This window comes from Streptomyces sp. NPDC058864 (assembly GCF_042742985.1).
GTDB lineage: Bacteria > Actinomycetota > Actinomycetes > Streptomycetales > Streptomycetaceae > Actinacidiphila.
Genome location: NZ_JBHYMQ010000012.1, coordinates 121,065 through 142,478 on the forward strand (window position 1 = coordinate 121,065; position 21,414 = coordinate 142,478).

The window sequence follows — 21,414 nt, forward strand, 5'->3', positions numbered from 1 at the left end:
CGGAGGTTGGGTCCCGCTACCCTCGGGAGCATGACCCTTCCCGCGAACGACCCCAGGTCCAAGCCCGTGCGGGTCGCCAACGCGCTCCGCGAGCAGATCGGGCCGGAAGGCAAGTACAAGCCGGGCGACCAACTGCCCGGGACCAGGGAGTTGGCGGCCGAGTTTGGCGTGGCCGGCCAGACACTCCGCAACGGGCTCGGCATCCTCGCCGCCGAGGGACTGATCTTCTCGGCGGGCAACATCGGGTACTTCGTGGCCACCGAGGAAGAACGGTCGGCTAAGAACGACCTTCGGGAAGAGATCAAGGGAATCCACTCCGAGATTCGGGCGTTGGCCGCACGGGTGGCGGCGCTGGAGAAGCGGGCGGGATCGGCTGGCGACTGATCTGGCCCACACCATGCCCGCGGCAGAGTGGTTCGTAAGAGTGACAAGGGGGAGGTCACCAGGGGGACAGAGAGGCCGTCCGGTTGTCACCCCGGTGTCCTCTTGCCTGTCCCTGGGCGGATCCCGACAGACTCTCCGTAGGTACCCGAGGGAGGGCGAATGACCGACGAGAAGCCTTCGTGGGCTCGGCGCATCGCTGCCGAGCGGGCGGCGCGTGACTGGTCACAGCGGGACGTCGTGCGGGCGATGCGGGCCCACGCGCCGTCGGAGCTACCGAGCGACGACAGCATGGTGCGCCAGTGGAAGCGCTGGGAGTCCGGTCAGGGCATGCCGGACGACTTCTACCAGCCGATCATCGCGGCCACCTTCGGCACGGTGACCCACGCCATCTTTCCCGCGCCGACGCGGCGTGACGGGAACGCGGAGATCGCGGCGGCGAGCGGCATGGAGACGCTGGAGATCGTCGGCAGGCTGGCCAAGTCCGACGTGGACAACGCCACGCTTGACGCCCTGCGGATCACGGCTGACCGCCTGTGCTCGGAGTACCCGTTCATGCCGAGCGAGCAACTGCTCATCGAGGGCCGGCAGTGGCTCCGCCGCGTGGTGGATCTGACCCGGCAAAACCTCACCCTGGCCCAGCACCGCGAGGTGTTGGCTCTGTCCGGTTGGCTCGCCCTGCTCGTGGGCTGCGTCGAGTACGACAGCGGCAACCGGCACGGCGCTGAGGCCACTCGGCGGGCCGCGCTCCAGATCGCCCAGGAGGCCGACCATGCCGAGATCGGCGGGTGGGCCCACGAGATGAAGGCGTGGTTCGCGCTGACGACCGGCGACTACCACGGGGTCATCGCAGCTGCACGGGCTGGAACAGAGGCGGCGGGGAGCCACGGAGTCGCGGTGCAGCTCGCCGCCCAGGAGGCCAAGGCGTGGGCCCGGCTCGGAGACCGTCGGCAGACCGAAGTCGCCCTTGACCGCGGGCGCCGCCTACTCGAAGGGCTCCCGCACCCGGACAACCTGGACCACCACTTCGTCGTGGACCCGTACAAGTTCGACTTCTACGCCATGGATTGCTACCGCCTCGTGGGCGAGGACAAGTTGGCCGGCACCCTGGCCACCGAGGTGATCCGCACCGGCACGGACTTCGACGGCACCGAGCGCTCGCCGATGCGCAACGCCGAGGCCAAGGTCACTCTCGGAGTCGCCGCCGCGCGAGAGGGCGACCTTGAGCAGGCGGTCACCTACGGCGAGGCAGCCCTGAAGGGTGAGCGTCAGTCCGTCCCGTCCCTCATCATGGTCAGCCGCGAACTCGCGGCCGTGGTCCGCAACCGCTACAGCACCGAGCCGGCCGCCCAGGAGTACCTGACGCTCCTACAAGACCTGAGCCGCGCGAAGCCCGGCTTCCTCCCTTCCTAAGAACTCCTAACGGAATGCGTCAAAAGTCGAAGTCTGGCGAGGAAGCAACACGGCTGGCCCTGAGCACCTGGGCAAGGGTCGAAAGCGCTTCGAATACCCCAAGGACCTCGCTGAGGAACTCGAGATACGTCATCCCGGAGGCGCTCTCATCGCTGACGATGCGGCCTGTCTGGAGGTCGTGATGTGCTGTCGCGTGGCCAATCGTGTTTCGGCGGCGATTATTGAGCAAGCTCTCGAATGACTCCCATCCCGGCACTTGTGCCACATATGCGATCTTGTAGGCATTGGGTAGTTTGTCGAACTTATCGAGGTTCCTGGGGCGCTGCTTCTCGGGTATGCGGTCAGGGTGGGCGTTGCCGAATTCGTCAGGGTTGCCGCGCTTCACCGAGTTCTGGGCTGCGACGAGCGGCCACAGACACTTGCAGGCCAGCTCGAATCCGTGCTGGTAGAGGTCCCTCACCAGTGAGAACTCGTCGCGGTACAGCACTAGTTCGTCGAAGCAACCCTTGTCGTCTGGCCCGAAGAACCTCCCGAGGAGCCCCATCTCCCAGGACTCGTGATGCTCTACGAAACGGTTCAGCTCGGTGAAGACATCTCGCTCCAGACTCGCCGAGGAGTGTCCTCGACGCCGAAAGGTCAGGAGGTGATCCCTGTGTCGTTCGATCGCTGCCGAGTGCTTTCGCGAGAATCGGCCGATCACGTTCGCGCTGGTGGTCCCCGTGGTCCCCGTCATCACCGTCGTCGCTGTTCCCATGGCCTGGTAGGCGATAGTCGTTCGCTCGTGGCTCGTGCTCGGTTGCCGTTTGAGCCCAAGCTGCTGCTGTGCGATGCGAGCGAACATGTCGGTGTTGCCCTGTAGGTAGTACTGAAAAAGCATGCGGACCTTGGGCCACATGACTTGGCCCGCCGCGAGTGCCGCACGCCGTTCGGACTCGAACTCCATAAAGGCGTCGTCGCCGAGGGCCTGGACGAGCGTCATCGTTGGGAAGGCCCCGTTCGGGGTGAACGAGTCGGCGTCGTAGCGCGACGGCACAAACGGATTGATAGTCACGACGCGTGTATCAGGAGATTCTGACGCGGAGCCGCTCAGCACCTCGCACTCGATGTCGACACGGTGGTTCTGGAACTCAGTGCCCGACATCGAGCCTCGGATCGACAGTCCGCAATGCGGGCACGGCAGATAGAAGCGCGTTCTGCGGGTCGGTTCCACGCCTAGCCGGGTGACGAATGCCTCGCCACATCCGTGGCATTTGAGGTGGTAGCGGGAGATCACGGGACCAAGCTACTCCGTCTCGATGTGCCCCCGCTCTCTATTAGAGGAGCTAGCACAAAACTCGGACTCGTCGGAAGACAATGATGCAGCAGGCGAGCTTGGGGAACGCTTCGTGGATGTCGTCGCGGATGCGCCGGCGGCGGAAGCCATGGATCCAGGCTTTCGTTCGCTCCGCCACCCAAGCGGTAGACCCGAGGCCGGATCCGTGGGCCACTCCGCGGCGGGCGACGACCGGCTTCATGCCGCGCTCCCACAGCAGACGCCGGTACTTAGTCATAGCCGCGGTCGGCATACAGCCGCCGGGGCCAGCGCCGAGGCCGACCTCGCTTGCCGTGGACGGGTGGAATCGCATCCAGCAGCAGAAGGAGCGCTGGGTCACGTCGTGGCGGTTCCCACCGGTGAGGGTGATGGCCAGCGGGCGCAACTGTCCTGCGTTGCGCGGGCGCCGCTGCGGCACCGGCAGCAACGGCTCAACCCGCGCCAACAACACCTCCGAAACCGCCCACGGCGGCAATTTCCCCACACCAACCGCAACGATCAGCCGAGCCCAGCGACACGCCCCTTCCTTCCTGTCTCGGTGTCTCGAAAGCTGTCTGACCTGGCCGAATAGGTCAAGCCAACCGCAAGGCATCAGTCCCGGCTGTCCCGCTCCAAGCTGTTTCAGCACAACGTGACTGACCTGGGTACCCTTCTGCCCCACACGTAACGCACCACCGCACGAGACCTTCGGCAGTACAAGGCGCTGGTAGCCCGCACCCAGTCGTCTATCGATAGGGCCCATCCGTCGCTCGTCGACGGACAAGAAAGAACCCTTCCCACGGGGTCGACCTTCGCTCCGCCCGTGATTCGAAGAGCGCAAGGGCACAATAGATCGATTCGAAATCCCACGCCATCTGAAGCAACACCTCTTTGGTGGAATCGCCCCTAGTGTCATATCCCGAGTCTTCATTCGGAGAATGCCGAAAAGAGAACAGGGATCGAAGGGACCTGCGTGCCGGCTGCCGACTTGGAAGTTCGCCAGGTTCCTTGCTGGCAAGCGTCCGACATATATCTGCGGCCGCGAGACTCGCCAGTCGACAGAAGAACCTCTCTCGACGATGTGCAAGTATCCTCACCTGAGGATTCAGCGATCTCGCACAGCTAATGGCCATACCGTAACCGAGTGCCTGCGCTGTACCTGCCAGATCTGATCGCAGCTTTGCCACTTCCTCCAGGGCTGTCCGATACGCGAACGAAAGAACCCCCTGTACCAACCTCTCCGTCTGAGCTTGTGCCCACTGCAGATCCCACATCTGCATTTTCTGCCAGTTGGCCATAAGATTCCGCCTCTGGCCAGACTCATTGTCCCAGAGGGCGCGCACCCTCTCTCGTGTGAGTAGCCTCCCTAGGTCAAGGCCCGCCGTATCGTCAACATATTGAAGACCCGAATCGTCTGCTTCAAATTGCAGACTCCTCTTGTCGATTTCAAGCTCGCTTTCCAGTATTTGAGAATCTGGCGAGAATCCCGGGAGTCGAGAGATCTCAACTTCTGGCCGGGTGGGCCGCAATTGCGGTTTTTCTACGAAGGCAGCGCCTAGTTTCTGGTGCTTGAGTTTCTGGAGGAGTGTCCTATCGCTCAATTGCTCTCCGCGCAAAAGTCCGTAGTTCCACTGGTCCCCGTAAAGCCGTTGGGCCCATTCGCAGAACCTCTGAACGTCCTCAGAACGCACGCCAAGTATCGGGTCGTTGTCAGCCCCTGCTTCGAATACTCCTTCACGCCAGTGATCGGGTATCGCCGACTCCACCGATCCGACCTCGTCGATGAAGAGTTGGTATTCAAGGCAGGTGATTGGCCAGGGGCTGACATATTCATCTTCGGCAACCCGGGAGAACGTCCTGGCTCGCCTGAAAAGCTTTACGCCGCCAGCGGCCCTCCGCCTCCCGGGGCTGGTTCGAACGTCACCTGAAATGAAATCGCCAAGCGCACGGCGGGCACTGAGACTAATCTCACGACCTTCTTCGCTGCACTGTACGGCCAAACTAAGGAGTGGCAGCTTATCAATATCCTGAAGGCAGGTGGTGACGATAGCCGTCGCATCCGCTTGGGCAGCGTAGAGGAGTATGGTTTCTCGCCACCAAGGATCCTGAATGTTGGCGATCAGGTCACCTTCCCTCCTCTCTTCACGGATATAGGTAGAGGCGAAGTATTCCTGAAAAGTCAGATGGGCAAATGCGAACTCCCCGGCTTCTCTCTCGATCAGGAGTCCACTGGACTGCTCGATGTGCTCCAGAAATTCTGCCGGTGCTACGTGGGGAGCAACTCGTGTCAGCGTATCCGCGATGCACGCTGCCGCTGAATCAAGTGACACGTCCCGCATCCGCGATTGCATCATATGATGGGCAAGGACCTGCAATACACTTTGCTTCTGGGGGGCGGACATATCGACGTCTAGCACCACGCCACGTGCTTGATGTCGCTTCCCCAGAAGAACGTCACATATTTCCTTGTAGAGTTCGATTCGCGTGCCTGGTAGTGCACCTCGATAGTGATGAACTGTAGCAATCATGGTAAGCAGAAGTGGATTTACGGTAAGGCTCAGAAGTGCGGTAGAGTCGTACAGTCTATCAAGCAATTCGGTGGCTGAATTATTCGCGTACATGCGTGCCGCGTCTGTATCCCCGCCGTAACTGCGGATGGATGTTGCGATGTACCACCTGCGAGTAAAACTTTGAACCTGCACTTCCGTGAATGGTTGGACCTGGACTACTGTAGCCGAATTGAGCGGGGCGTTCTGGTAGCCAAACGGCCTGCTTGTTACTATTAGCGGAACCTCTGGGTAAGCCTGTCGCTGCTTCTCTATCCAGTCAGATATGCTTTTCCTTACATCGCCGATTGCCACCTCGTCCAATCCGTCGAACATGACGAGCATTCGACCATTTTCCAATTGGGCTTCGACCCAATTTGGTGGCTCGGTGCGTTGCATATCCCTGAGGCTGCTGCGAATTACATCAGCAAGCAGTGGGTGATCCAGCCCGGAGGCGCTAAATTTATCCTTGTGATCCCTGAGTGCGACTATGACTGGGATCTTTTGAGAACCGATCAACGCTCTCGATCGACGACGCCACTCGGCCATGCTAATTGCGACATGCTTAAGAAGTGTGGTTTTTCCGCTGCCCGGGGGTCCCACAATAACAAGTACGGTCCTGGAGTCAGCGGCAATTCTCAACCAGTCCCAGATGTCCTGCGGTGTTGGAGTTCCAACTTCGCCCTCTCTTGCGACGAATGCCCTAGCCGCCTCGTCGATCGATTCCAGCAGTCTGGATGGCTTCCACTTTCGAGGTTCACTAATTACTCGTTTTGCGATGTGTGTAGCCAACCGGACGCCGTAGCCGAGTCCGCGCAGCGGAGTGAGGCTAGACGCGCGACTAATCGCGGCATTCCAGTACGGGCTATCGCTGTCCGATGCGTACTCGATCAGACTAGCATCCAAATTGTGGAGCGAATTGGGATCCAGGGAAAGTTGGATAAATATGTCGTCAACGGCCAGCGCGTATTCGCCGCGAGTTGTAAGTCCTTTCATGTCCATATGTGCGTGCGCACTGCGGACGTACCGAAGATAGTTTCGCCTGTAACCCGAGAGTGCCTGCTGGAACTTCACGTCGGCGGATTCCGCAATCCGAGTGACCCATATTTCGATGAGCTTGTTCCAGATCTTCGCAGTTAGCCCAATCAGTGCAACAATTCCGTAGTAGGCAAGCATCAGGATAATTGCCGCAATTGGATGAGCCGTCAAGAAGCCGGTCAGTACGCCTATGATGGGCGCAAGGGCGACCAGTATGACACCCACTGCTGTCTTTTTTGCAGTCGCAAAACCAGTAGCTTCGCCGGCCATAGCCGCTCCCCACCCCTAAGTAGCCGCATCTGCTTCTGCCAGCTTATGAAGTTTCCCTGTCCGTCGCCTTGGCTATGGCTCATTCAACCCACCCCAATCGACTGGCCCCCCAGCTTCCGCCGGTCGACATCGACCGCTGGCTTCGGGTACGGCAGAGCCACGGGTGATCACGCGCGGCCACAAGTCCCGAACCTGTGATGGCATCGCCTGCTAGTTGGCCGGGGGGGGTACGGGTGACAGGGACCATCTCTCCGTGAGGTACCGCCTGGGGACGCGATCCTTCTGCGGACTCCTGCGGTTCTCGGTCCCGCGTCCCGCATCGACTGTGGGTCCATCTGTAATGGCGTGGCCTGGATGCGCACAGCTACGGATCCCCGCGGACGGCCCTCGCATCTCATGGGCGGTTTAGCCGCAGGCCGCGCGGTTTCCTGCATTGTCTCGGGGCGAACCGGTCACCGGGCAAGGTCGGCAGCCGCCCACTGGTATCCATCGCCAAGATCTGGACGACGCGTGGACGGTGGCCATGATGCGCGGCGGTTCGGCACACTAAACCGCAGGTAGGAGGCCATCCGGTTACGTGATCACCGGGAGTCTGTAAATCCGTCGGCTTAGCCTACCCAGGTTCGAATCCTGGCGCCGCCACAGTGGAAACACAGCCCCTGAGCTGCGGAAACGCAGCGCGGGGGCTGTTCTGTTTGCCCCGGTGGACGCGGGCTGCCGTCGGTCCTTCCGCCCTCGCACGCCCGCTCCCGCGCGGCCCGGGACGGGGCCTGGACGGGATCGTGAGTCCGATGTCGATCGTCGCCCGCATGAAGAGGACCACACCGCCGCGCCCGCTCGATATCGAGGCGCTCTTCCCGGAACTTGCCGCGCACCGGGGCACGATCACCCGGCTCCATCCGCGGCCGGGCAAGCCAGAGGTGTCGGCGAGTTCCGTGGGCGGTCCGATGTTGTGGCCGGCGGACGAGCCGTGGCCGGTGTGCACCGAGGCCCACGGCCGTGGGCGCGGCCGGCGCCCCGCGGACATCCACGGGGAACGACGGATCCTGACCACCGCGTGGACCCGCCGGACGGCCCCGGGGCCGACGGACGAGGAACGCGACCTCCTGCAGGAGTTGCGCCGACCGCAGCGGATCGCGGAAGCCTCCGAGACCGACCCGCTACCGCTGATCGGTGTCGCGCAGCTGTTCCGGCGAGACGTACCCGACCTCACGGGCGGGCCGGACGACTGCGACCTGCTCCAGGTGTTCTGGTGCCCTTTCGACGCGCACGGTCCGGGACGGTACGGCATGCTGCTCGACCTGCGCTGGCGCAGGTCCGCGGAGGTCGGGGAGGTGCTCGCCCGGCCACCACAGCCGCAGGTCGTCGGCTTTGAGGGATACGTGCCGGAGCCGTGTGTCCTGCACCCGGAACAGGTGGTCACCTACCCCTTCGCCGGTCTTCTCCCAGAAGAGCTGTGCGCCCGGATCGACGCCTGGGAAGAGGCTTTGGAAGAAGAGGCCGAGCAGTCTGCCACCGACGAAGGCACCGACCCGGTCGGCTATCAGTACGACGTGTCCATCCCACCCGGCTGGCGCGTCGGTGGGTTCGCGTCCTGGCACGTCACAGACCCCTCCCCGATGGTGTGCCTCACCTGTGCGACACCGATGGAACTCCTGCTGACCATCGACAGCTCCGAGTGGGACGGCGGCAGCGCCAGCTGGAAACCGCTCGAAGAGCGAGACCTCTCCCCGTACCCGTTCGCCACACCCACCAAGGTCCGCGTGGGCCGCGACGGTGAACTCAACATCTTCGAGTGCCCCGCCGACCCCGGACATCCGCACCGCTGGAACCTGCAGTAGGACGCCGGATGCCTGCGAGCGGACCGAAGCGTCGCTGATCGACGACAGACGCGACGGCGGCGAGGGGAAGGGCATGAACTCGTCAGATAGGCTGCCGCCTCTTTGTAACGGCCGTCTCCTGAAGAGGTGTGAATGAGAACTGGCAGACGAATCGCCGCGGTGGCCACGCTCGTGGGGGCGCTGGGGCTCTCGGCGCTGAGCGCGCCGACGGCTCACGCGGCGGACACCGGCATCACCGTGTCGAACATCGTCGTCAACAACGGCAAGCCGATCGTCGTCGGCACGTCGAAGGTGGTGGAGCCGCCCATGCGGTTCAACATCGCGCTGCCTTCCGGGTACAGCACCGCCGACCCCTTCCGTTACGACGCCTTCCCCTTTCTCTACCGCGGGAGCATCAACACGGCGGCGGACAGCGGGGAGAACTTCATCGGGCCCGGCGGCTACACCTGTTACGAGATCGACTCCAAGCACGCTCGCTGCGAGGGCAACCTCTACATCGACCCGGACCCGAGCCAGGAGCACGTCGACTCCAACAGCGACGCCACGACCTGGAAGGTCGGCGTGTCGCTGCGCCTGTGGAAGGCCGGCGGCGGCCTGAAGACCGCGGAGCGGGAGACGCGGTCCACGACCGTCCAGCTCAAGCGCGCGGCCAAGGCCACCACCAACGCCTCGCCGGAGCCGGTCACCAAGGGCAAGCCGATCACCGTCACGGGCAAGCTGACCCGGGCGAACTGGAGCACGAAGAAGTACGGCGCCTACAGCGGCCGTTCTGTCAGCCTCCAGTTCCGCGCCAAGGGCAGCGACACCTTCAAGACGGTCAAGAAGGCCACCACCAGCAGCACCGGAGGCCTGAAGACCACGGTCACCGCCTCGGTCGACGGTTACTACCGCTGGGTGTACTACGGCAACTCCACGACCGGCGTGGCCACCAGCGTGTCCGACTACGTCGACGTGCGCTAGGACCAGGCCGGGCGGTTCACCTCACGCGGTTGTGAGCCCACCTGTGTGAATCGGGCCCGGCGCCGAGGCGCCGGGCCCGTCGGCGGGACGGCTAGTGGAGAGCCGACGATCTCGACGTGATTCGAGCGGGCGGCCGTTCCTGCGACCGGCCGTGACGTGCGCCGGCGGTAGCGGCTACCGCGGATCAGTGGTGCTGGCGGGCCTTGCCACGGCGAACGGCGCGACGCCGGAGCAGGTGGACGGCCTTGGCCAGGACGACGGCCAGGAGCGCGCCGAGGGCCCAGTGCTTCCAGGGGCCGGACGTCAGCAGGAGCCCGCCAAGGCCCAGATGGGCGACGACGACCAGGACGACCACGGCGGCGGTGCCGAGCTTCGCGCCGAGCCGCGGGCGGCGCGTGGCCGCCGGGGCCACGGACGGGGACGGGGCCGGTTGCCAGGTGACCGAAGGCGCGCCGGGCCCGTCGATCTCCCGCAGGCGCTCGCTGACCAACTGCTGGATGCGCCGGAGGCCGTCCTGGTCGGCGGCTTCGACGTGGAGCGTCAGCGTGCCGGGCCCTGCCTGCAGGGTGCACCGGCCGCCCTCGGCCTCGATGGTTCCGCGTGTCTCGGACCACCCGACGTGCCGCTCACGCCGCGGACGGCTGTCCGCCGCGCCCGTCCACGTGCGCAGTTGCGCCAGGTACCGGGCCGGCTCGTCGCTACGGACGTGGCCTTCGGCCCGCTGGGACTGCTCGACGCCCATGATGAGGAACCCCGCCTTCCGTGCCCGGTGCGTTTCCTCCATGAGGACAGGGCGGAGGCGCGGAATGTGACAACGGCCACGGTCGTCCTGCGGTCAGCGCCATTGGGTGTCGTGGGTGAGGCGGTGGTGGCGGCTGTCGTACTGGTCGACGGCGGCGATGGTCCTGCCGTCGGGTATGGCGACGGCCCAGGCGCGGTAGCCGGTGCCGGGGACGGTGACGGTGGATGCTTTGAGGCGGGTGCCGTCGGTGAGGGAGACGATGCCGTAGGCAACGTCCGCCTCGGGGTTGGAGACGATCAGGCGGGAGCCGGTGGTGCCCTTGTCCTGGAGGCCCCACAGGCCCATGCTGCCGGAGCCGGCGGGGTCGTGGGGGCCGGTGACGGGCTGGCAGTCGGACCAGCGGCCGCCCTGGTGGTCGATGCGGATCCCGCCGATGTACATGCGCTGGCACAGCAGCGCCGTGCCGGAGGCGGGGGTGCCGTCGGGCGCCGTGGGAAGGTCGTAGCCCTCCGGCAGTGTCCGGTGGAACTCCAGCGCCACCGACCAGGGGACGCCGCCTGTGGTGCCCCCGCCCACGGGGACGGTGACGGGCCCCGCCGTAGCGGTGGCGGTCGGGGCCGAGGCGGGCGAGGAGTGCTGCGCGGGGCCCACGGGGGGACGGGGCCCGTGGAGCGGGACGGCCAGGGCGACGGCGAGGACGCAGGCGGCACCCGCCATGGCACCGACGGCGGCAGCGGCACGCCGGCGCTTCCTGCCGGCCCGCGCGGTGGCGAGGATCCGCTCCACGGGGGCCTGGGAGGTGGGGTAGGCGTCGCGCGACCGGACGAAGGCTTCGCGCAGCCAGTCCTCTTGGGCGGGGCGTCGGTCGTGGTCGGGAGTCATCGTGCCTCTGCGGGGCGGCTGGACGGGTGAAGACGGGCGACGGTCGTCCGGTTGCGGAGTTTGTCCAGGGCCCGGGAGGCCTGGCTCTTCACGGTGCCGACCGAGCAGCCGAGGACGTCCGCCACTTCCTCCGCGGACAGGTCCTCGCAGTAGCGCAGCACGACGACCGCCCGCTGTCGCTCGGGCAGTTCGGCGAGCAGACGGGCCAGGGCGTCGTACCCGTCCACGCCCCCGACGCCCGCCCCGTCATCGGGGACGGGGCGGGTGTCGGGCAGCGAGGGGAGGAGAAGGTGGGCGATCCTGCGGCGGCGGTGCCGGCTGCGATTGGTGTTGACCAGCGCCCGCCGCACGTAGTGCTCGGCGTGCTCGGGCCGTAGCCGTTCCCAGTGCGGGTACACCTTGGCCAGCGTCGACTGCACCAGGTCCTCCGCTTCGTGGAAGTCCCCGGTGAGCAGGTACGCGGTGTGGGTCAGGGCGCGCCAGCGGGCGGCGACGAACCGGGTGAACTCAGTGTCCGGTCCGTCGTCCTCGGCTCGGTCGTCACGTGGCTGCACGGCAGGAGGTGCCCGTCCTTCTTCCCGGGGTCAGCGCCAGTAGGTGTCGTGGGTGAGGCGGTGGTGGCGGCTGTCGTACTGGTCGACGGCGGCGATGGTCCTGCCGTCGGGTATGGCGACGGCCCAGGCGCGGTAGCCGGTGCCGGGGACGGTGACCGTGGCAGCCTTCAGACGGGTGCCGTCGGTGAGGACGACGACACCGTAGGCGACGTCCGCGTCCGGGTTGGAGACCATCAGGCGGGAGCCGGTGGTGCCCTTGTCCTGGAAGCCCCACAGGCCCATGCTGCCGGAGCCCGCCAGGTCGTGGGCGCCGGTGACGGGCTGGCAGTCGGACCAGGGGCCGCCTTGGTGGTCGATGCGCACGCCGTCGATGTACATGCGCTGGCACAGCAGCGCCGTGCCGGGTGCGGGGGTGCCGTCGGGCGCCGTGGGAAGGTCGTAGCCCTCCGGCAGCGTCCGGTGGAACTCCAGCGCCACCGACCAGCGCTTGCCGTCCACCCGGCCCTTGCCGATCAGCTGCGTGACGACCTGGGGCGCCTGCTTCCGGGGTGCGGCGACCGCCTTGGCGGCCACGGCCGCGGGTGCGCCGGCCCGGTGCGCGGCCGGGGCCGCCGGGCCCGCCGGCGCCGCCACCGCGGAGGCGCCGAGCGACACCGCGCCGATCGCGATCGCCGCGGCGGTCGCCATGCCCGCCTTCCTGGCAAAACTGAGAGCCACGGAGCATTTCTCCTTCGAAGCTGCCGCCCGGCACCGCGCCGGGCGGTCCTTGACGGCCGGCGCGGTGGGCCCGCGCGCCGGCCTGGGGTGGCCACCGGATGCGGTGGCCGTCAATGGACGTCCGTTCTTAGGTACTCCCGAATGCGCGCGGGGGGTTGCACGGCCGCACAACTTCGTCCGCGATCCGGTCGGTTGCGGCCGCACCGCACGGTCGGGCCCGGGAGATCCCGTCGCCCGGGCCGCCGGGAGGGGTGCCGGGAACGGCGGGCGCGACCGCGTCCGAGCGATGGTGGGCGATGCTGCCGGCGGGGATCCGCGAAGAGGCGACGGCTACGACCTGCCGGACGACCCGTTCCGTGTCGTCTGCGTCGTCCGCGTCGTCCGTGTCGCCCTCGGGGCCGGCCGGGCCCGTGGCCTCGGGCTCCTCGACGCCCAGCTCGTGAGGGGCGAACGCCGTGACCACCGGGGCGACCGGATCGCCCACGTACCCGACAGCCCCCTCGGCGCGTCACCACCTGGCCACGATCCACCCGGGCACGGCCACCCGTGCCAATCGGCACTTCCGTCATTTCTGGATGAGAGGTACGAAATAGGGGAAAGTGGTTGAACGTGGCACGCAGCTGTCGCGTACCTCCTGGAGAGGGAGGAGGGATGCCTGTGTGATCCGCGGTGACTGCATCAACACGCTCCGCTGGTCCCCAGAGGTCGGCCGGCGCCGCCCGTCGGGGACTCGGGGGCAGAAGAGGGTTCCTCATGCACTACATAGCTGAGCGATTGCGCGTTCCGCCGCAGACCGAGGAGGCCCCGCCGCCGCGGCCGCGGGTGACCGCCGGGGACTGCGGCCTGCTGCTGATCAGGCTCACCTTCGGCGTCCTGATGGCGGGGCACGGGCTCCAGAAGACCCTCGGATGGTTCGGCGGCCAGGGGCTCACCAGCACCGGCAAGGGCTTCGAGATGCTGGGCTACTCGCCGGGCAAGGTCTACGCCGCCATCTGCGGGGCCTCGGAGTTCCTGGGCGGCGTGGGCCTGGCCCTGGGGCTGCTCACCCCGCTCGCCTCGGCTGCGCTGATCGGCGTGATGATCAATGCCATGGCCACCGTGACCGGCGCCCGCGGACTGTGGGACGAGCAGGGCGGCATCGAGTACAACCTGGCCATCACCGTCGTCGCCCTCGGTGTCGCCGCCATCGGTCCCGGGCGGCTCGCGCTGGACCGCTACTTCCGCTGGGGGAGGGGCGGCTGGGCTGATGCCGCCGTCGCGCTGGGCCTGGGCGGCTTGGGGGCGCTCGTCGTCCTGAACCTCTAGGGCCCGCTCCTGCCGGCCCGGCACGCACTCCTACGGCCCCGGGCGCGGGGGAGCCCCGGGGCCTTGGGGCGTCCGGCGCCGGGCGCTGCCGCAAGCTCACTCCTACGAGTGACGCGTGGGGCGTGCCAAGAAAATCGAACACGTGATTGAATTACGCGCATGGCCAACACCGTGTTCCCGCCCGATCTGGTGCAGGCGCAGCGCGAGTGGCACCTCACCTACGCGCAACTCGCCGAGGAGCCGGCCCACGCGGCGCTCCTGCGGCAACGTCTGCTGTGGCTCTCCTGCCGGCTGTTCTGGCACCCGTACTGGCGCACCGGCCCGGGCCGCTCGCCCGCGGCCCGGGTGGAGTTGCGACAGCAGGCCCGGGCCGCTCAGAACCCGAGGTCGGACAGACCCGGGTGATCGTCGGGCCGCCGCCCCAGGGGCCAGTGGTACTTGCGCTCCGACTCGGCGATGGGGGTGTCGTTGATGCTGGCCAGCCGTACGCGCATCAGGCCCTCGTCGTCGAACTCCCAGTTCTCGTTGCCGTAGGAGCGGTACCAGTTGCCGGAGTCGTCGTGGCACTCGTAGGCGAAGCGGACCGCGATGCGGTTGCCGTCGAAGGCCCAGAGCTCCTTGATGAGCCGGTACTCCTGCTCCCTCGTCCACTTGCGGGTGAGGAACGCGACGATCTCCTCCCGCCCGTTGACGAACTCACCGCGGTTCCGCCACCGGCTGTCCGGCGTGTAGGCGAGGGACACCTTCTCGGGGTCGCGGCTGTTCCAGGCATCCTCCGCGATGCGGACCTTCTCGATGGCGGTCTCGCGGGTGAACGGGGGTGCCGGGGGCTTCATCGGCATGCTCTCTCCGTGACGTCAGGGGGATGGCGCTGGCCCGTCCCGATACGATCAAGTGCAGCCCAGAGCCGGACTGATCGCATCTCGGCCGTTCCCCCTCTACCCGTCCACCCGCGCCCGCATCCCGTGCCTCGCGGAATTCGGGGACCGGTGTCCCGCGGTGAGACCGAAAACGGTGATGCCGGTGTGCCCGGGGAGTCCCGTTGTCCATGGGCGCGGGGAGTTCCCGGAAGGAACCGTCGCGACCGGCCGGCCAATCCGTGGGAAGAGACCGGGGCGGCCCTTTCGGGGCGACCGCACCTCCCGACGACGGCCGCCCCCGGGTGCGCCTCAGTTGCCGGCCACGTCCTTCACCGCGACCGACACCGGGGTGTGACCCTCGATCAGTTCCAGGACGAGGCCCGCCGTCGAGGGCGTGTCGAGCAGCTCGGCCAGGACTGCCGCGACGTCGTCACGCGTCACCGAACCGCGCCCGGTGGAGGCGGCGAGCCGGACCCGGCCCGTGCCCGGGTCGTCGGTCAGCCGACCGGGGCGCACGATCGTCCACTCCAGGCCGGAGCGACGGCGTACCTCGGAGTCGGCGGCGCCCTTGGCGCGCAGATAGGCGGCGAAGACCTCGTCCGTGCCGGGGCGGGGTTCGGCGTCGGCCCCCATCGCGGAGACCATCAGATAACGGCGTACGCCCGCGCGCTCGGCTGCGTCGGCCAGCAGCACGGCGGCGTCCCGGTCCACGGTCTCCTTGCGGGCGACGCCGCTGCCCGGCCCCGCGCCCGCCGCGAAGACGACCGCGCCCGCGCCGGTCAGCGCCCGGGCCACCTCGTCCACCGAGGCCGACTCCAGGTCGAGCACGATCGGTTCGGCGCCGGCCTCACGCAGGTCATCGGCCTGTTCGGGCCTGCGGATGATGCCTGCCACCTCGTCCTCGCGCGCGGCGAGCAGCCGCTCCAGCCGCAGCGCGATCTGTCCATGTCCACCAGCGATCACAGTGCGCATGCCACCGACGCTACGCCCGGCGTGCCGTTCATGCCGGGTCACGGCGGCTCCTCGATTGGCGCGGCAGGTCGAGTGCCAGGGTGTCGGTGTACTCGCGCACCGCGCTGGTCCGCGAGACGACCCGTCCCCGGTGGATGACGATCCGGCTGTACGCGAGCGACAGCGCGCTCTCCAGCCGCTCGGCCCGCACGGCGAGCAGTTCGGCGGGGAAGCCCGCCTCCACCCGCACCTCGGGCAGCCCCATGACGGCGCGGGCCTCCCGGCTCACCGCGTCGTAGGCCTCCCCGGGGGCGCACTCGCCGTGGGAGGCGAGCAGGAAGGCGGCCTCCAGGGGGTCGCCGCGGCCGACGGGGTTGGTCAGGTCGCGCAGCGCGCCGCTGCCCGCGGCGATCCGGACGCCGGCCGCCCGCAGGGTCCGCACCGGCGCGGTGCCGCCCCGGCGCAACGGCTCCAGTGCGCCGCAGCCGCCCTGCGGGAGGGCGGTCAAGGAGACCCCGGCGGCCGCGAGCTGCCCGGCGAGGCGGACGGTGGTGTCGTACGGGAGCCGGGTCAGGCCGCCGCAGGGGCCGAGGGCGACACCGGGGCGCAACCCCCCTGCCATCGCGGCGAGCCGGGAGAGCCGGGCCGGGTCGGCGGCGTCGGTGTGCAGGTCGACGGGGAGACCGAACTCGGCGGCGATGGCGAGCACGGCCTCCGCGTAGCCGGCCGGGTCGGGGTCGAGGTCGGGGCAGCCGCCCACCACGCCGGCGCCCATCTTGAGGGCGTCGCGGAGCACGGCGAGGCCGTCCGCGCCGGCGGGCCCGGTGAGCACCCGGGGCACGGCCACGGTCTGCACGTCGACCAGGCCGCGCAGCGCACGCCGGGCCTGCAGCGCCGCCTCCAGGGAGCGCAGCCCCTGTACGTCGCCGATGCGGATGTGGGTGCGGACCGCGGTCGCGCCGTGGCCGAGCTGGTGGAGGGCGCCCTCGGTGACCCTGCGCTGCACGTCCTCGGTGTCGTAGGAGGGCGGGCCGGCGGAACCGGCGGTGAGGGCGGTGTCGAGGTGGGCGTGGGGTTCGGCGGGGGCGGGCAGCAGGAGGTAGCCGCCGAGGTCGACCCGGGTGCCCTCGTGGAGGCTGCCGGCGGTGCCGACGGCCTCGATGCGGGCTCCGGCCAGGCGTACGTCGACGGTGCGGCCGTCGGCGAGACGGGCACCGCAGAGCAGGAGGGCGGGGGCAGGGGCGGCTTCGCCGAGCGGCGGGTCGGTGGGCTGCTGCGGCTGGCTGTCGGTCATCGCGCTCCTCGGGGCCGGAGGCAAGATCACGCGGTTCCGAGCCTAGGGCCCGTCGCCCGGTACGTCCGGGAAGAGCGAATAGTCGTACTGGTGACGTCAAGTGACGTATGGGGCCGAGCGGCTGGGGCGGCGGAGGCGGGAGGTGGTCCGGCGGCTGCCCGCAAGATACGGATTTCACCTTCGGCGGCGGACCGTGTAATGTCTTCCTCGCTCGCCCCAATAGCTCAGTCGGCAGAGCGTCTCCATGGTAAGGAGAAGGTCTACGGTTCGATTCCGTATTGGGGCTCTGATGATCGGATGACCCGCCACCCGGCGGGTGATCTCTTCATCGAAGCGGCGTAGCTCAGTCGGTAGAGCAAGCGGCTCATAATCGCTGTGTCACCGGTTCAAGTCCGGTCGCCGCTACTCGCGTAGCCGATTGTGGGATCGGTCCCTCAATCGGCTACTCTTTCCGTGTTCAAACCTTATTGCCGTTCGTCAAGGAGCACTCACGTGGCCGCCACCGACGTCCGCCCGAAGATCACGCTGGCCTGCGTGGAGTGCAAGGAGCGGAACTACATCACCAAGAAGAACCGGCGCAACGACCCGGACCGTCTTGAGATGAAGAAGCACTGCCCGCGCTGCAACGCGCACACCGCGCACCGCGAGACGCGCTGACCCAGGCCGTAAGACCAACGAGGCCGTCCCTTCACGGGGGCGGCCTCTTGGCGTTGGCGGACCCGCCGACGCGCAGACCAAGCTCCAGGAGGTGCCGATGGCGCTGGACCAGTCCTTCGTGGGGCGGACGTATCCGCCCACCGCTCCGTACGAGGTGGGCCGGGAGAAGATCCGCGAGTTCGCCGAGGCCGTCGGTGACCCGAACCCGGTCTACACGGACCCCGACGCGGCCAAGGCCCTCGGCCACCCGGACGTGATCGCGCCGCCGACCTTCCCGTTCGTGATCACGTTCAAGGCCTCGGGGCAGGTCGTCCTCGACCCGGAGCTGGGACTGGACTACGGCCGTGTGGTGCACGGCGACCAGAAGTTCAGCTACACCCGGCCCGTGCGGGCAGGTGACCGCCTGTCGGTGACGGTCACCATCGATGCCATCAAGTCGCTCGCGGGCAACGACGTCGTCGACGTCCGCGGCGAGGTCCACGACGAGAGCGGCGAGCACGTGGTGACGGCGCTGATGAAACTGGTGGCGCGCGCGCCGGAGGGTGAGTGATCCGATGACGGCGAAGATCTCCTACGACGAGGTCGAGGTCGGCACCGAACTGCCGGGGCGGTCCTTCCCCGTGGACCGCGCCGCGCTCGTGCGGTACGCCGGCGCCTCCGGTGACTTCAACCCGATCCACTGGAACGAGAAGTTCGCCAAGGAGGTGGGCCTGCCGGACGTCATCGCGCACGGCATGTTCACCATGGCCTCGGCGGCCCGCGTGGTGACGGACTGGGCGGGCGACCCGGGCGCGGTCGTGGAGTACGGCGTCCGCTTCACCAAGCCGGTCGTGGTGCCGAACGACGGCACGGGCGCGCTGATCGAGGTCAGCGCCAAGGTCGCGGCCAAGCTGGACGACGACGAGCGCACGGTCCGGGTGGACGTCACGGCGGTCAGCGCCGGGCAGAAGGTGCTGGGCATGTCCCGCGCGGTGGTCCGGCTCGCGTAGCCGTGAGGAGAAGGCGGCGGGTGCTCCCGCCGCCTTCCTCTTGCCAGGGTTTGTTATTGACTGATAACTTACTTGGCATGGCAGGCGACGGGATGCGGATGAGCGCGGACGAGCGCCGCGAGGCGGCGGTCCGCGCGGCGATGACGGAGTTCGGCACGGGTGGCTACAACGGCACCTCCACCGGGGTCATCGCCAAGCGCATGGGAGTGTCGCAGCCGTACCTCTTCCGGCTCTTCCCGAACAAGAAGGCGCTGTTCCTGGCCGCCGCGGCGCGGTGCGTCGAGACGATAGAGGCGCACTTCGAGAAGGCGGCCGATGGGCTGGAGGGGGAGGAGGCGTTCCAGGCGATGTGCGGCTCGTACCAGGAGCTCGTCGGGGGCGGCGACGTCCTGCGGATGCAGTTGCAGATGTACGTGGCCGCCGTCGACGACGAGGAGATCCGCGAGGCCTGTCGGCGCGGCTGGCTGGGTCTGTGGGAGTACGTCAGGACGCGTACCGGGGTGGGTGACGGCGACGCGGCGGAGTTCTTCGGCACGGGGATGCTCGTGAACGTGCTGGTGGCGCTCGGTGTTCCGCAGCACGAGCGCAGCTGGGCGGGGATCGAGGACCTCTACGCCGACCGCTTCCCGGGGAAGGGCTGAGGGGTCGCGCCGGCCTGATTCCCGGGCCGGCTCATGTCCATGAAAGTTATTGATCAATTACTAATCAGCTGGGGGAGTTCATGGCACAGCAACCGACGGAGGGAAGGCGCGGCAGCGTCGTCTGGGCCCTCGTCATCACCAGCGTCGCCGGTTTCATGGCGGCCCTCGACAACCTGGTCGTCACCACGGCGCTGCCCCCCATCCGCGCGGACCTCGGCGGGGCCCTGGAGGACCTGGAGTGGACGGTGAGCGCCTACACGCTCACCTTCGCCGTCCTCCTGATGTTCGGCGCCGCCCTGGGCGACCGCTTCGGCCGCCGCCGCATGTTCCTCGTGGGCCTCGGCGTCTTCTCCGCGGCCTCCGCCGCCGCCGCGCTCGCCCCCGGCATGGGCGAACTCATCGCCGCCCGCGCCGTCCAGGGCGTCGGCGCCGCGATCCTGATGCCGCTCACCCTCACCTTGCTCTCGGCCACCGTCCCGCCCGAGCGGCGGGGCATGGTGTTCGGCATCTGGGGCGCCGTCAACGGCCTCGCGGTTGCCGCCGGACCGCTCATCGGCGGCTCGCTCACCGAGCACATCTCCTGGCAGTGGATCTTCTGGCTGAACGTCCCGATCGGCCTGCTCCTGCTGCCCCTCGCCCGGCTGCGGCTCGCCGAGAGCCGCGGCCCCGACCCCCGGCTCGACGTGACCGGCACGGTGCTGGCCAGCGCGGGTCTGTTCGGCATCGTCTTCGCCCTCGTCCGGGGCAACGCCGACGGCTGGACCAGCGGCCCCGTCCTCGGCGGCCTCATAGGCGGCGGTGTGCTGCTGGCCGCCTTCGTCCGGCACGGCATCCGCGCCCGGAACCCGATCCTGCCGATGCGGCTCTTCCGCAGCCGCGCCTTCGCCGCCGTCAACGCGGCCAGCCTGCTGATGTTCCTCGGCATGTTCGGCTCGATCTTCCTGCTCAGCCAGTTCCTCCAGGGCGTCGCGGGCTACTCCCCGACCGAGGCGGGGCTGCGCATGCTGCCCTGGACCGGCATGCCGATGCTCGTCGCGCCCATCGCCGGCTTCCTCTCCGACCGCATCGGCGGCCGGCCGGTCGTCGCCGCCGGACTCGCGCTGCAGGCGCTGGGCCTCGGCTGGTTCGCCCTGATCGTGGAGCCGGGCATGTCGTACGCCGCGCAGGTTCCGGCGCTGATCGTGAGCGGCATCGGGATGGCGATGTACTTCGCCCCGAGCGCCAACATCGTCATGGGCAGCGTCCGGCCGGAGGAGCAGGGCATCGCCTCGGGCGCCAACAACGCCCTCCGCGAGGTCGGCGGGGCCCTCGGCGTCGCGACGCTCGCGGCGGTCTTCTCCGCCCAGGGCGGCTACGAGTCCGCGACGCGGTTCGTCGACGGCCTCGCCCCGGCCCTCTGGGTGGGCGCGGCAGCCGTCGCGGCCGGCGCGCTCGCGGCCCTCCTCATCCCGGCCCGCCGCGCCGCGAAGGCCCCCGAGGCGACCCCGGCCCCGGCCAAGTCCCTGGTCGACGCGGCATCCTGACGCCCAGTCGAGCGCGCGTCACCACCGGCCGGACCGGTGGTGACGCGCGCTTTCGTCTATCCGGACCCCGTCCGCCCGGCCGGCGTCCATCCCTCGCTCCGGATGTCGAGCGCGAGGTCGCTGTCGTGGACCTCGTCCCCGCAGGTGCGGCAGTGCTCGACGGCGTCCACCGGATGATCCCCCCGGTGCCGGAGCACGACCGGCGGTTCGTCCACCGCCCACTTGTCGCCCCAGGCCACCAGCGCCCGGATGACCGGTGCGAGATCACGCCCCGCCTCCGTCAGGTGGTACTCGTACCGCGGCGGCCGCTCGCTGTAGGCGCGCCGTTCGACGATGCCCGCGTCCTCCAGGGCGCGCAGCCGCGCGGTGAGGCGGTCGCGGGGAGCGCCCGTGTTGCGGGCGAGGGCGTCGAAGCGCCGGTTGCCGTAGAGGATCTCGCGGACCGCGAGCAGCGCCCACTTCTCGCCGACGACGTGCAGGGCGGCGGCGGCGGAGCAGGGGCGCCCCGGCAGCGGGGGCACAGATGTGGTCGGGCTCACCGGCCCAGTCTCACACGGCA

21 protein-coding genes, 2 tRNA genes and 1 pseudogene are annotated in these 21,414 nt (G+C 68.3%); 13 read left to right on the forward strand and 11 right to left on the reverse strand.

Annotated elements, in window-relative coordinates; translation table 11 throughout:
• The first annotated feature begins 30 nt into the window (after window positions 1-30).
• Both ACFW3D_RS12455 and ACFW3D_RS12460 read left to right on the forward strand, forming a co-directional pair.
• Window positions 31-384, forward strand: a complete 354-nt coding sequence (locus ACFW3D_RS12455) for a winged helix-turn-helix domain-containing protein (protein WP_500504044.1) — start codon at window positions 31-33, stop codon at window positions 382-384.
• 159 nt (window positions 385-543) lie between these two features.
• On the forward strand, window positions 544-1,794 hold the full coding sequence (locus ACFW3D_RS12460; protein ID WP_500504045.1) for an NsdA family TPR-like regulatory protein: 1,251 nt from the start codon (window positions 544-546) through the stop codon (window positions 1,792-1,794).
• Window positions 1,795-1,813: 19 nt separating this feature from the next.
• On the opposite strand, the gene ACFW3D_RS12465 is transcribed toward ACFW3D_RS12460, so the two are convergent.
• The 3 genes and pseudogenes from ACFW3D_RS12465 to ACFW3D_RS12475 form a co-directional block, all read right to left on the reverse strand.
• Window positions 1,814-3,067 carry a hypothetical protein gene (locus tag ACFW3D_RS12465; RefSeq protein ID WP_500504046.1) on the reverse strand — a complete coding sequence of 418 codons (1,254 nt, stop codon included), beginning with the start codon at window positions 3,065-3,067 and terminating at the stop codon, window positions 1,814-1,816.
• A 49-nt stretch (window positions 3,068-3,116) separates the two neighbouring features.
• A pseudogene (locus tag ACFW3D_RS12470) lies at window positions 3,117-3,527 on the reverse strand (transposase); the annotation flags it as partial.
• 304 nt (window positions 3,528-3,831) lie between these two features.
• Complete coding sequence (locus ACFW3D_RS12475) at window positions 3,832-6,939, reverse strand: NACHT domain-containing protein (RefSeq protein ID WP_500504048.1); 3,108 nt, start codon at window positions 6,937-6,939, stop codon at window positions 3,832-3,834.
• An 809-nt stretch (window positions 6,940-7,748) separates the two neighbouring features.
• Between ACFW3D_RS12475 and ACFW3D_RS12480 the strand changes: the two genes are divergently transcribed.
• Both ACFW3D_RS12480 and ACFW3D_RS12485 read left to right on the forward strand, forming a co-directional pair.
• Window positions 7,749-8,780: a hypothetical protein gene (locus ACFW3D_RS12480; protein ID WP_500504049.1), complete on the forward strand. Its 1,032-nt coding sequence runs from the start codon at window positions 7,749-7,751 to the stop codon at window positions 8,778-8,780.
• A gap of 132 nt (window positions 8,781-8,912) precedes the next feature.
• Window positions 8,913-9,740 carry a hypothetical protein gene (locus ACFW3D_RS12485; RefSeq protein ID WP_500504050.1) on the forward strand — a complete coding sequence of 276 codons (828 nt, stop codon included), beginning with the start codon at window positions 8,913-8,915 and terminating at the stop codon, window positions 9,738-9,740.
• Window positions 9,741-9,924: 184 nt separating this feature from the next.
• Here the strand turns inward: ACFW3D_RS12485 and ACFW3D_RS12490 are convergent, their stop codons facing one another.
• Genes ACFW3D_RS12490 through ACFW3D_RS12505 form a run of 4 tightly spaced genes read right to left on the reverse strand, consistent with a single transcriptional unit; the run spans window position 9,925 to window position 12,635 of the window.
• Window positions 9,925-10,524, reverse strand: a complete 600-nt coding sequence (locus ACFW3D_RS12490; RefSeq protein WP_500504052.1) for a DUF2218 domain-containing protein — start codon at window positions 10,522-10,524, stop codon at window positions 9,925-9,927.
• A gap of 51 nt (window positions 10,525-10,575) precedes the next feature.
• A complete protein-coding gene (locus tag ACFW3D_RS12495) occupies window positions 10,576-11,364 on the reverse strand; it encodes a hypothetical protein (protein ID WP_500504053.1) in 789 nt (262 codons plus the stop codon).
• Window positions 11,361-11,918, reverse strand: a complete 558-nt coding sequence (locus ACFW3D_RS12500; protein WP_500504054.1) for a SigE family RNA polymerase sigma factor — start codon at window positions 11,916-11,918, stop codon at window positions 11,361-11,363. Before ACFW3D_RS12500 ends, ACFW3D_RS12495 begins: the two co-directional genes overlap by 4 nt.
• A gap of 30 nt (window positions 11,919-11,948) precedes the next feature.
• Complete coding sequence (locus tag ACFW3D_RS12505; RefSeq protein ID WP_500504055.1) at window positions 11,949-12,635, reverse strand: hypothetical protein; 687 nt, start codon at window positions 12,633-12,635, stop codon at window positions 11,949-11,951.
• A 753-nt stretch (window positions 12,636-13,388) separates the two neighbouring features.
• On the opposite strand from ACFW3D_RS12505, the gene ACFW3D_RS12510 reads away from it, so the two are divergent.
• Together ACFW3D_RS12510 and ACFW3D_RS12515 are read left to right on the forward strand one after the other, a co-directional pair.
• A complete protein-coding gene (locus tag ACFW3D_RS12510) occupies window positions 13,389-13,940 on the forward strand; it encodes a DoxX family protein (protein WP_500504056.1) in 552 nt (183 codons plus the stop codon).
• Window positions 13,941-14,099: 159 nt separating this feature from the next.
• Window positions 14,100-14,345, forward strand: a complete 246-nt coding sequence (locus ACFW3D_RS12515) for a DUF8825 domain-containing protein (protein ID WP_500504057.1) — start codon at window positions 14,100-14,102, stop codon at window positions 14,343-14,345.
• Here the strand turns inward: ACFW3D_RS12515 and ACFW3D_RS12520 are convergent.
• The 3 genes from ACFW3D_RS12520 to ACFW3D_RS12530 all read right to left on the reverse strand — a co-directional run bounded on the left by ACFW3D_RS12520 (window position 14,315) and on the right by ACFW3D_RS12530 (window position 17,045).
• On the reverse strand, window positions 14,315-14,782 hold the full coding sequence (locus ACFW3D_RS12520) for a nuclear transport factor 2 family protein (protein WP_500504058.1): 468 nt from the start codon (window positions 14,780-14,782) through the stop codon (window positions 14,315-14,317). The genes ACFW3D_RS12515 and ACFW3D_RS12520 overlap by 31 nt on opposite strands.
• A 327-nt stretch (window positions 14,783-15,109) precedes the next feature.
• Window positions 15,110-15,772 carry an NAD(P)H-binding protein gene (locus ACFW3D_RS12525; RefSeq protein WP_500504059.1) on the reverse strand — a complete coding sequence of 221 codons (663 nt, stop codon included), beginning with the start codon at window positions 15,770-15,772 and terminating at the stop codon, window positions 15,110-15,112.
• Between the two features lie 28 nt (window positions 15,773-15,800).
• Complete coding sequence (locus ACFW3D_RS12530) at window positions 15,801-17,045, reverse strand: amidohydrolase family protein (protein ID WP_500504060.1); 1,245 nt, start codon at window positions 17,043-17,045, stop codon at window positions 15,801-15,803.
• A gap of 213 nt (window positions 17,046-17,258) precedes the next feature.
• Here ACFW3D_RS12530 and ACFW3D_RS12535 point away from each other — a divergent pair.
• The 7 genes from ACFW3D_RS12535 to ACFW3D_RS12565 all read left to right on the forward strand — a co-directional run bounded on the left by ACFW3D_RS12535 (window position 17,259) and on the right by ACFW3D_RS12565 (window position 20,855).
• Window positions 17,259-17,331 (forward strand) — tRNA-Thr (locus ACFW3D_RS12535).
• Window positions 17,332-17,377: 46 nt separating this feature from the next.
• Window positions 17,378-17,450 (forward strand) — tRNA-Met (locus ACFW3D_RS12540).
• 87 nt (window positions 17,451-17,537) lie between these two features.
• Window positions 17,538-17,702 (forward strand): 50S ribosomal protein L33, encoded by a 165-nt coding sequence (gene rpmG / locus ACFW3D_RS12545; protein ID WP_004571794.1) that lies wholly within the window; start codon window positions 17,538-17,540, stop codon window positions 17,700-17,702.
• A gap of 97 nt (window positions 17,703-17,799) precedes the next feature.
• Window positions 17,800-18,252 (forward strand): FAS1-like dehydratase domain-containing protein, encoded by a 453-nt coding sequence (locus ACFW3D_RS12550; protein WP_500504061.1) that lies wholly within the window; start codon window positions 17,800-17,802, stop codon window positions 18,250-18,252.
• A 4-nt stretch (window positions 18,253-18,256) separates the two neighbouring features.
• The gene (locus tag ACFW3D_RS12555; protein ID WP_500504062.1) at window positions 18,257-18,691 is read left to right on the forward strand and encodes a MaoC family dehydratase; all 435 of its coding nucleotides are present in this window, start codon (window positions 18,257-18,259) and stop codon (window positions 18,689-18,691) included.
• Window positions 18,692-18,768: 77 nt separating this feature from the next.
• On the forward strand, window positions 18,769-19,332 hold the full coding sequence (locus ACFW3D_RS12560; protein WP_500504063.1) for a TetR/AcrR family transcriptional regulator: 564 nt from the start codon (window positions 18,769-18,771) through the stop codon (window positions 19,330-19,332).
• Between the two features lie 80 nt (window positions 19,333-19,412).
• The gene (locus ACFW3D_RS12565) at window positions 19,413-20,855 is read left to right on the forward strand and encodes a DHA2 family efflux MFS transporter permease subunit (RefSeq protein WP_500504064.1); all 1,443 of its coding nucleotides are present in this window, start codon (window positions 19,413-19,415) and stop codon (window positions 20,853-20,855) included.
• 56 nt (window positions 20,856-20,911) lie between these two features.
• On the opposite strand, the gene ACFW3D_RS12570 is transcribed toward ACFW3D_RS12565, so the two are convergent.
• Window positions 20,912-21,394, reverse strand: coding sequence for a winged helix-turn-helix transcriptional regulator (locus ACFW3D_RS12570; protein ID WP_500504065.1), 483 nt, complete (start codon window positions 21,392-21,394; stop codon window positions 20,912-20,914).
• Between the last annotated feature and the right edge of the window lie 20 nt (window positions 21,395-21,414).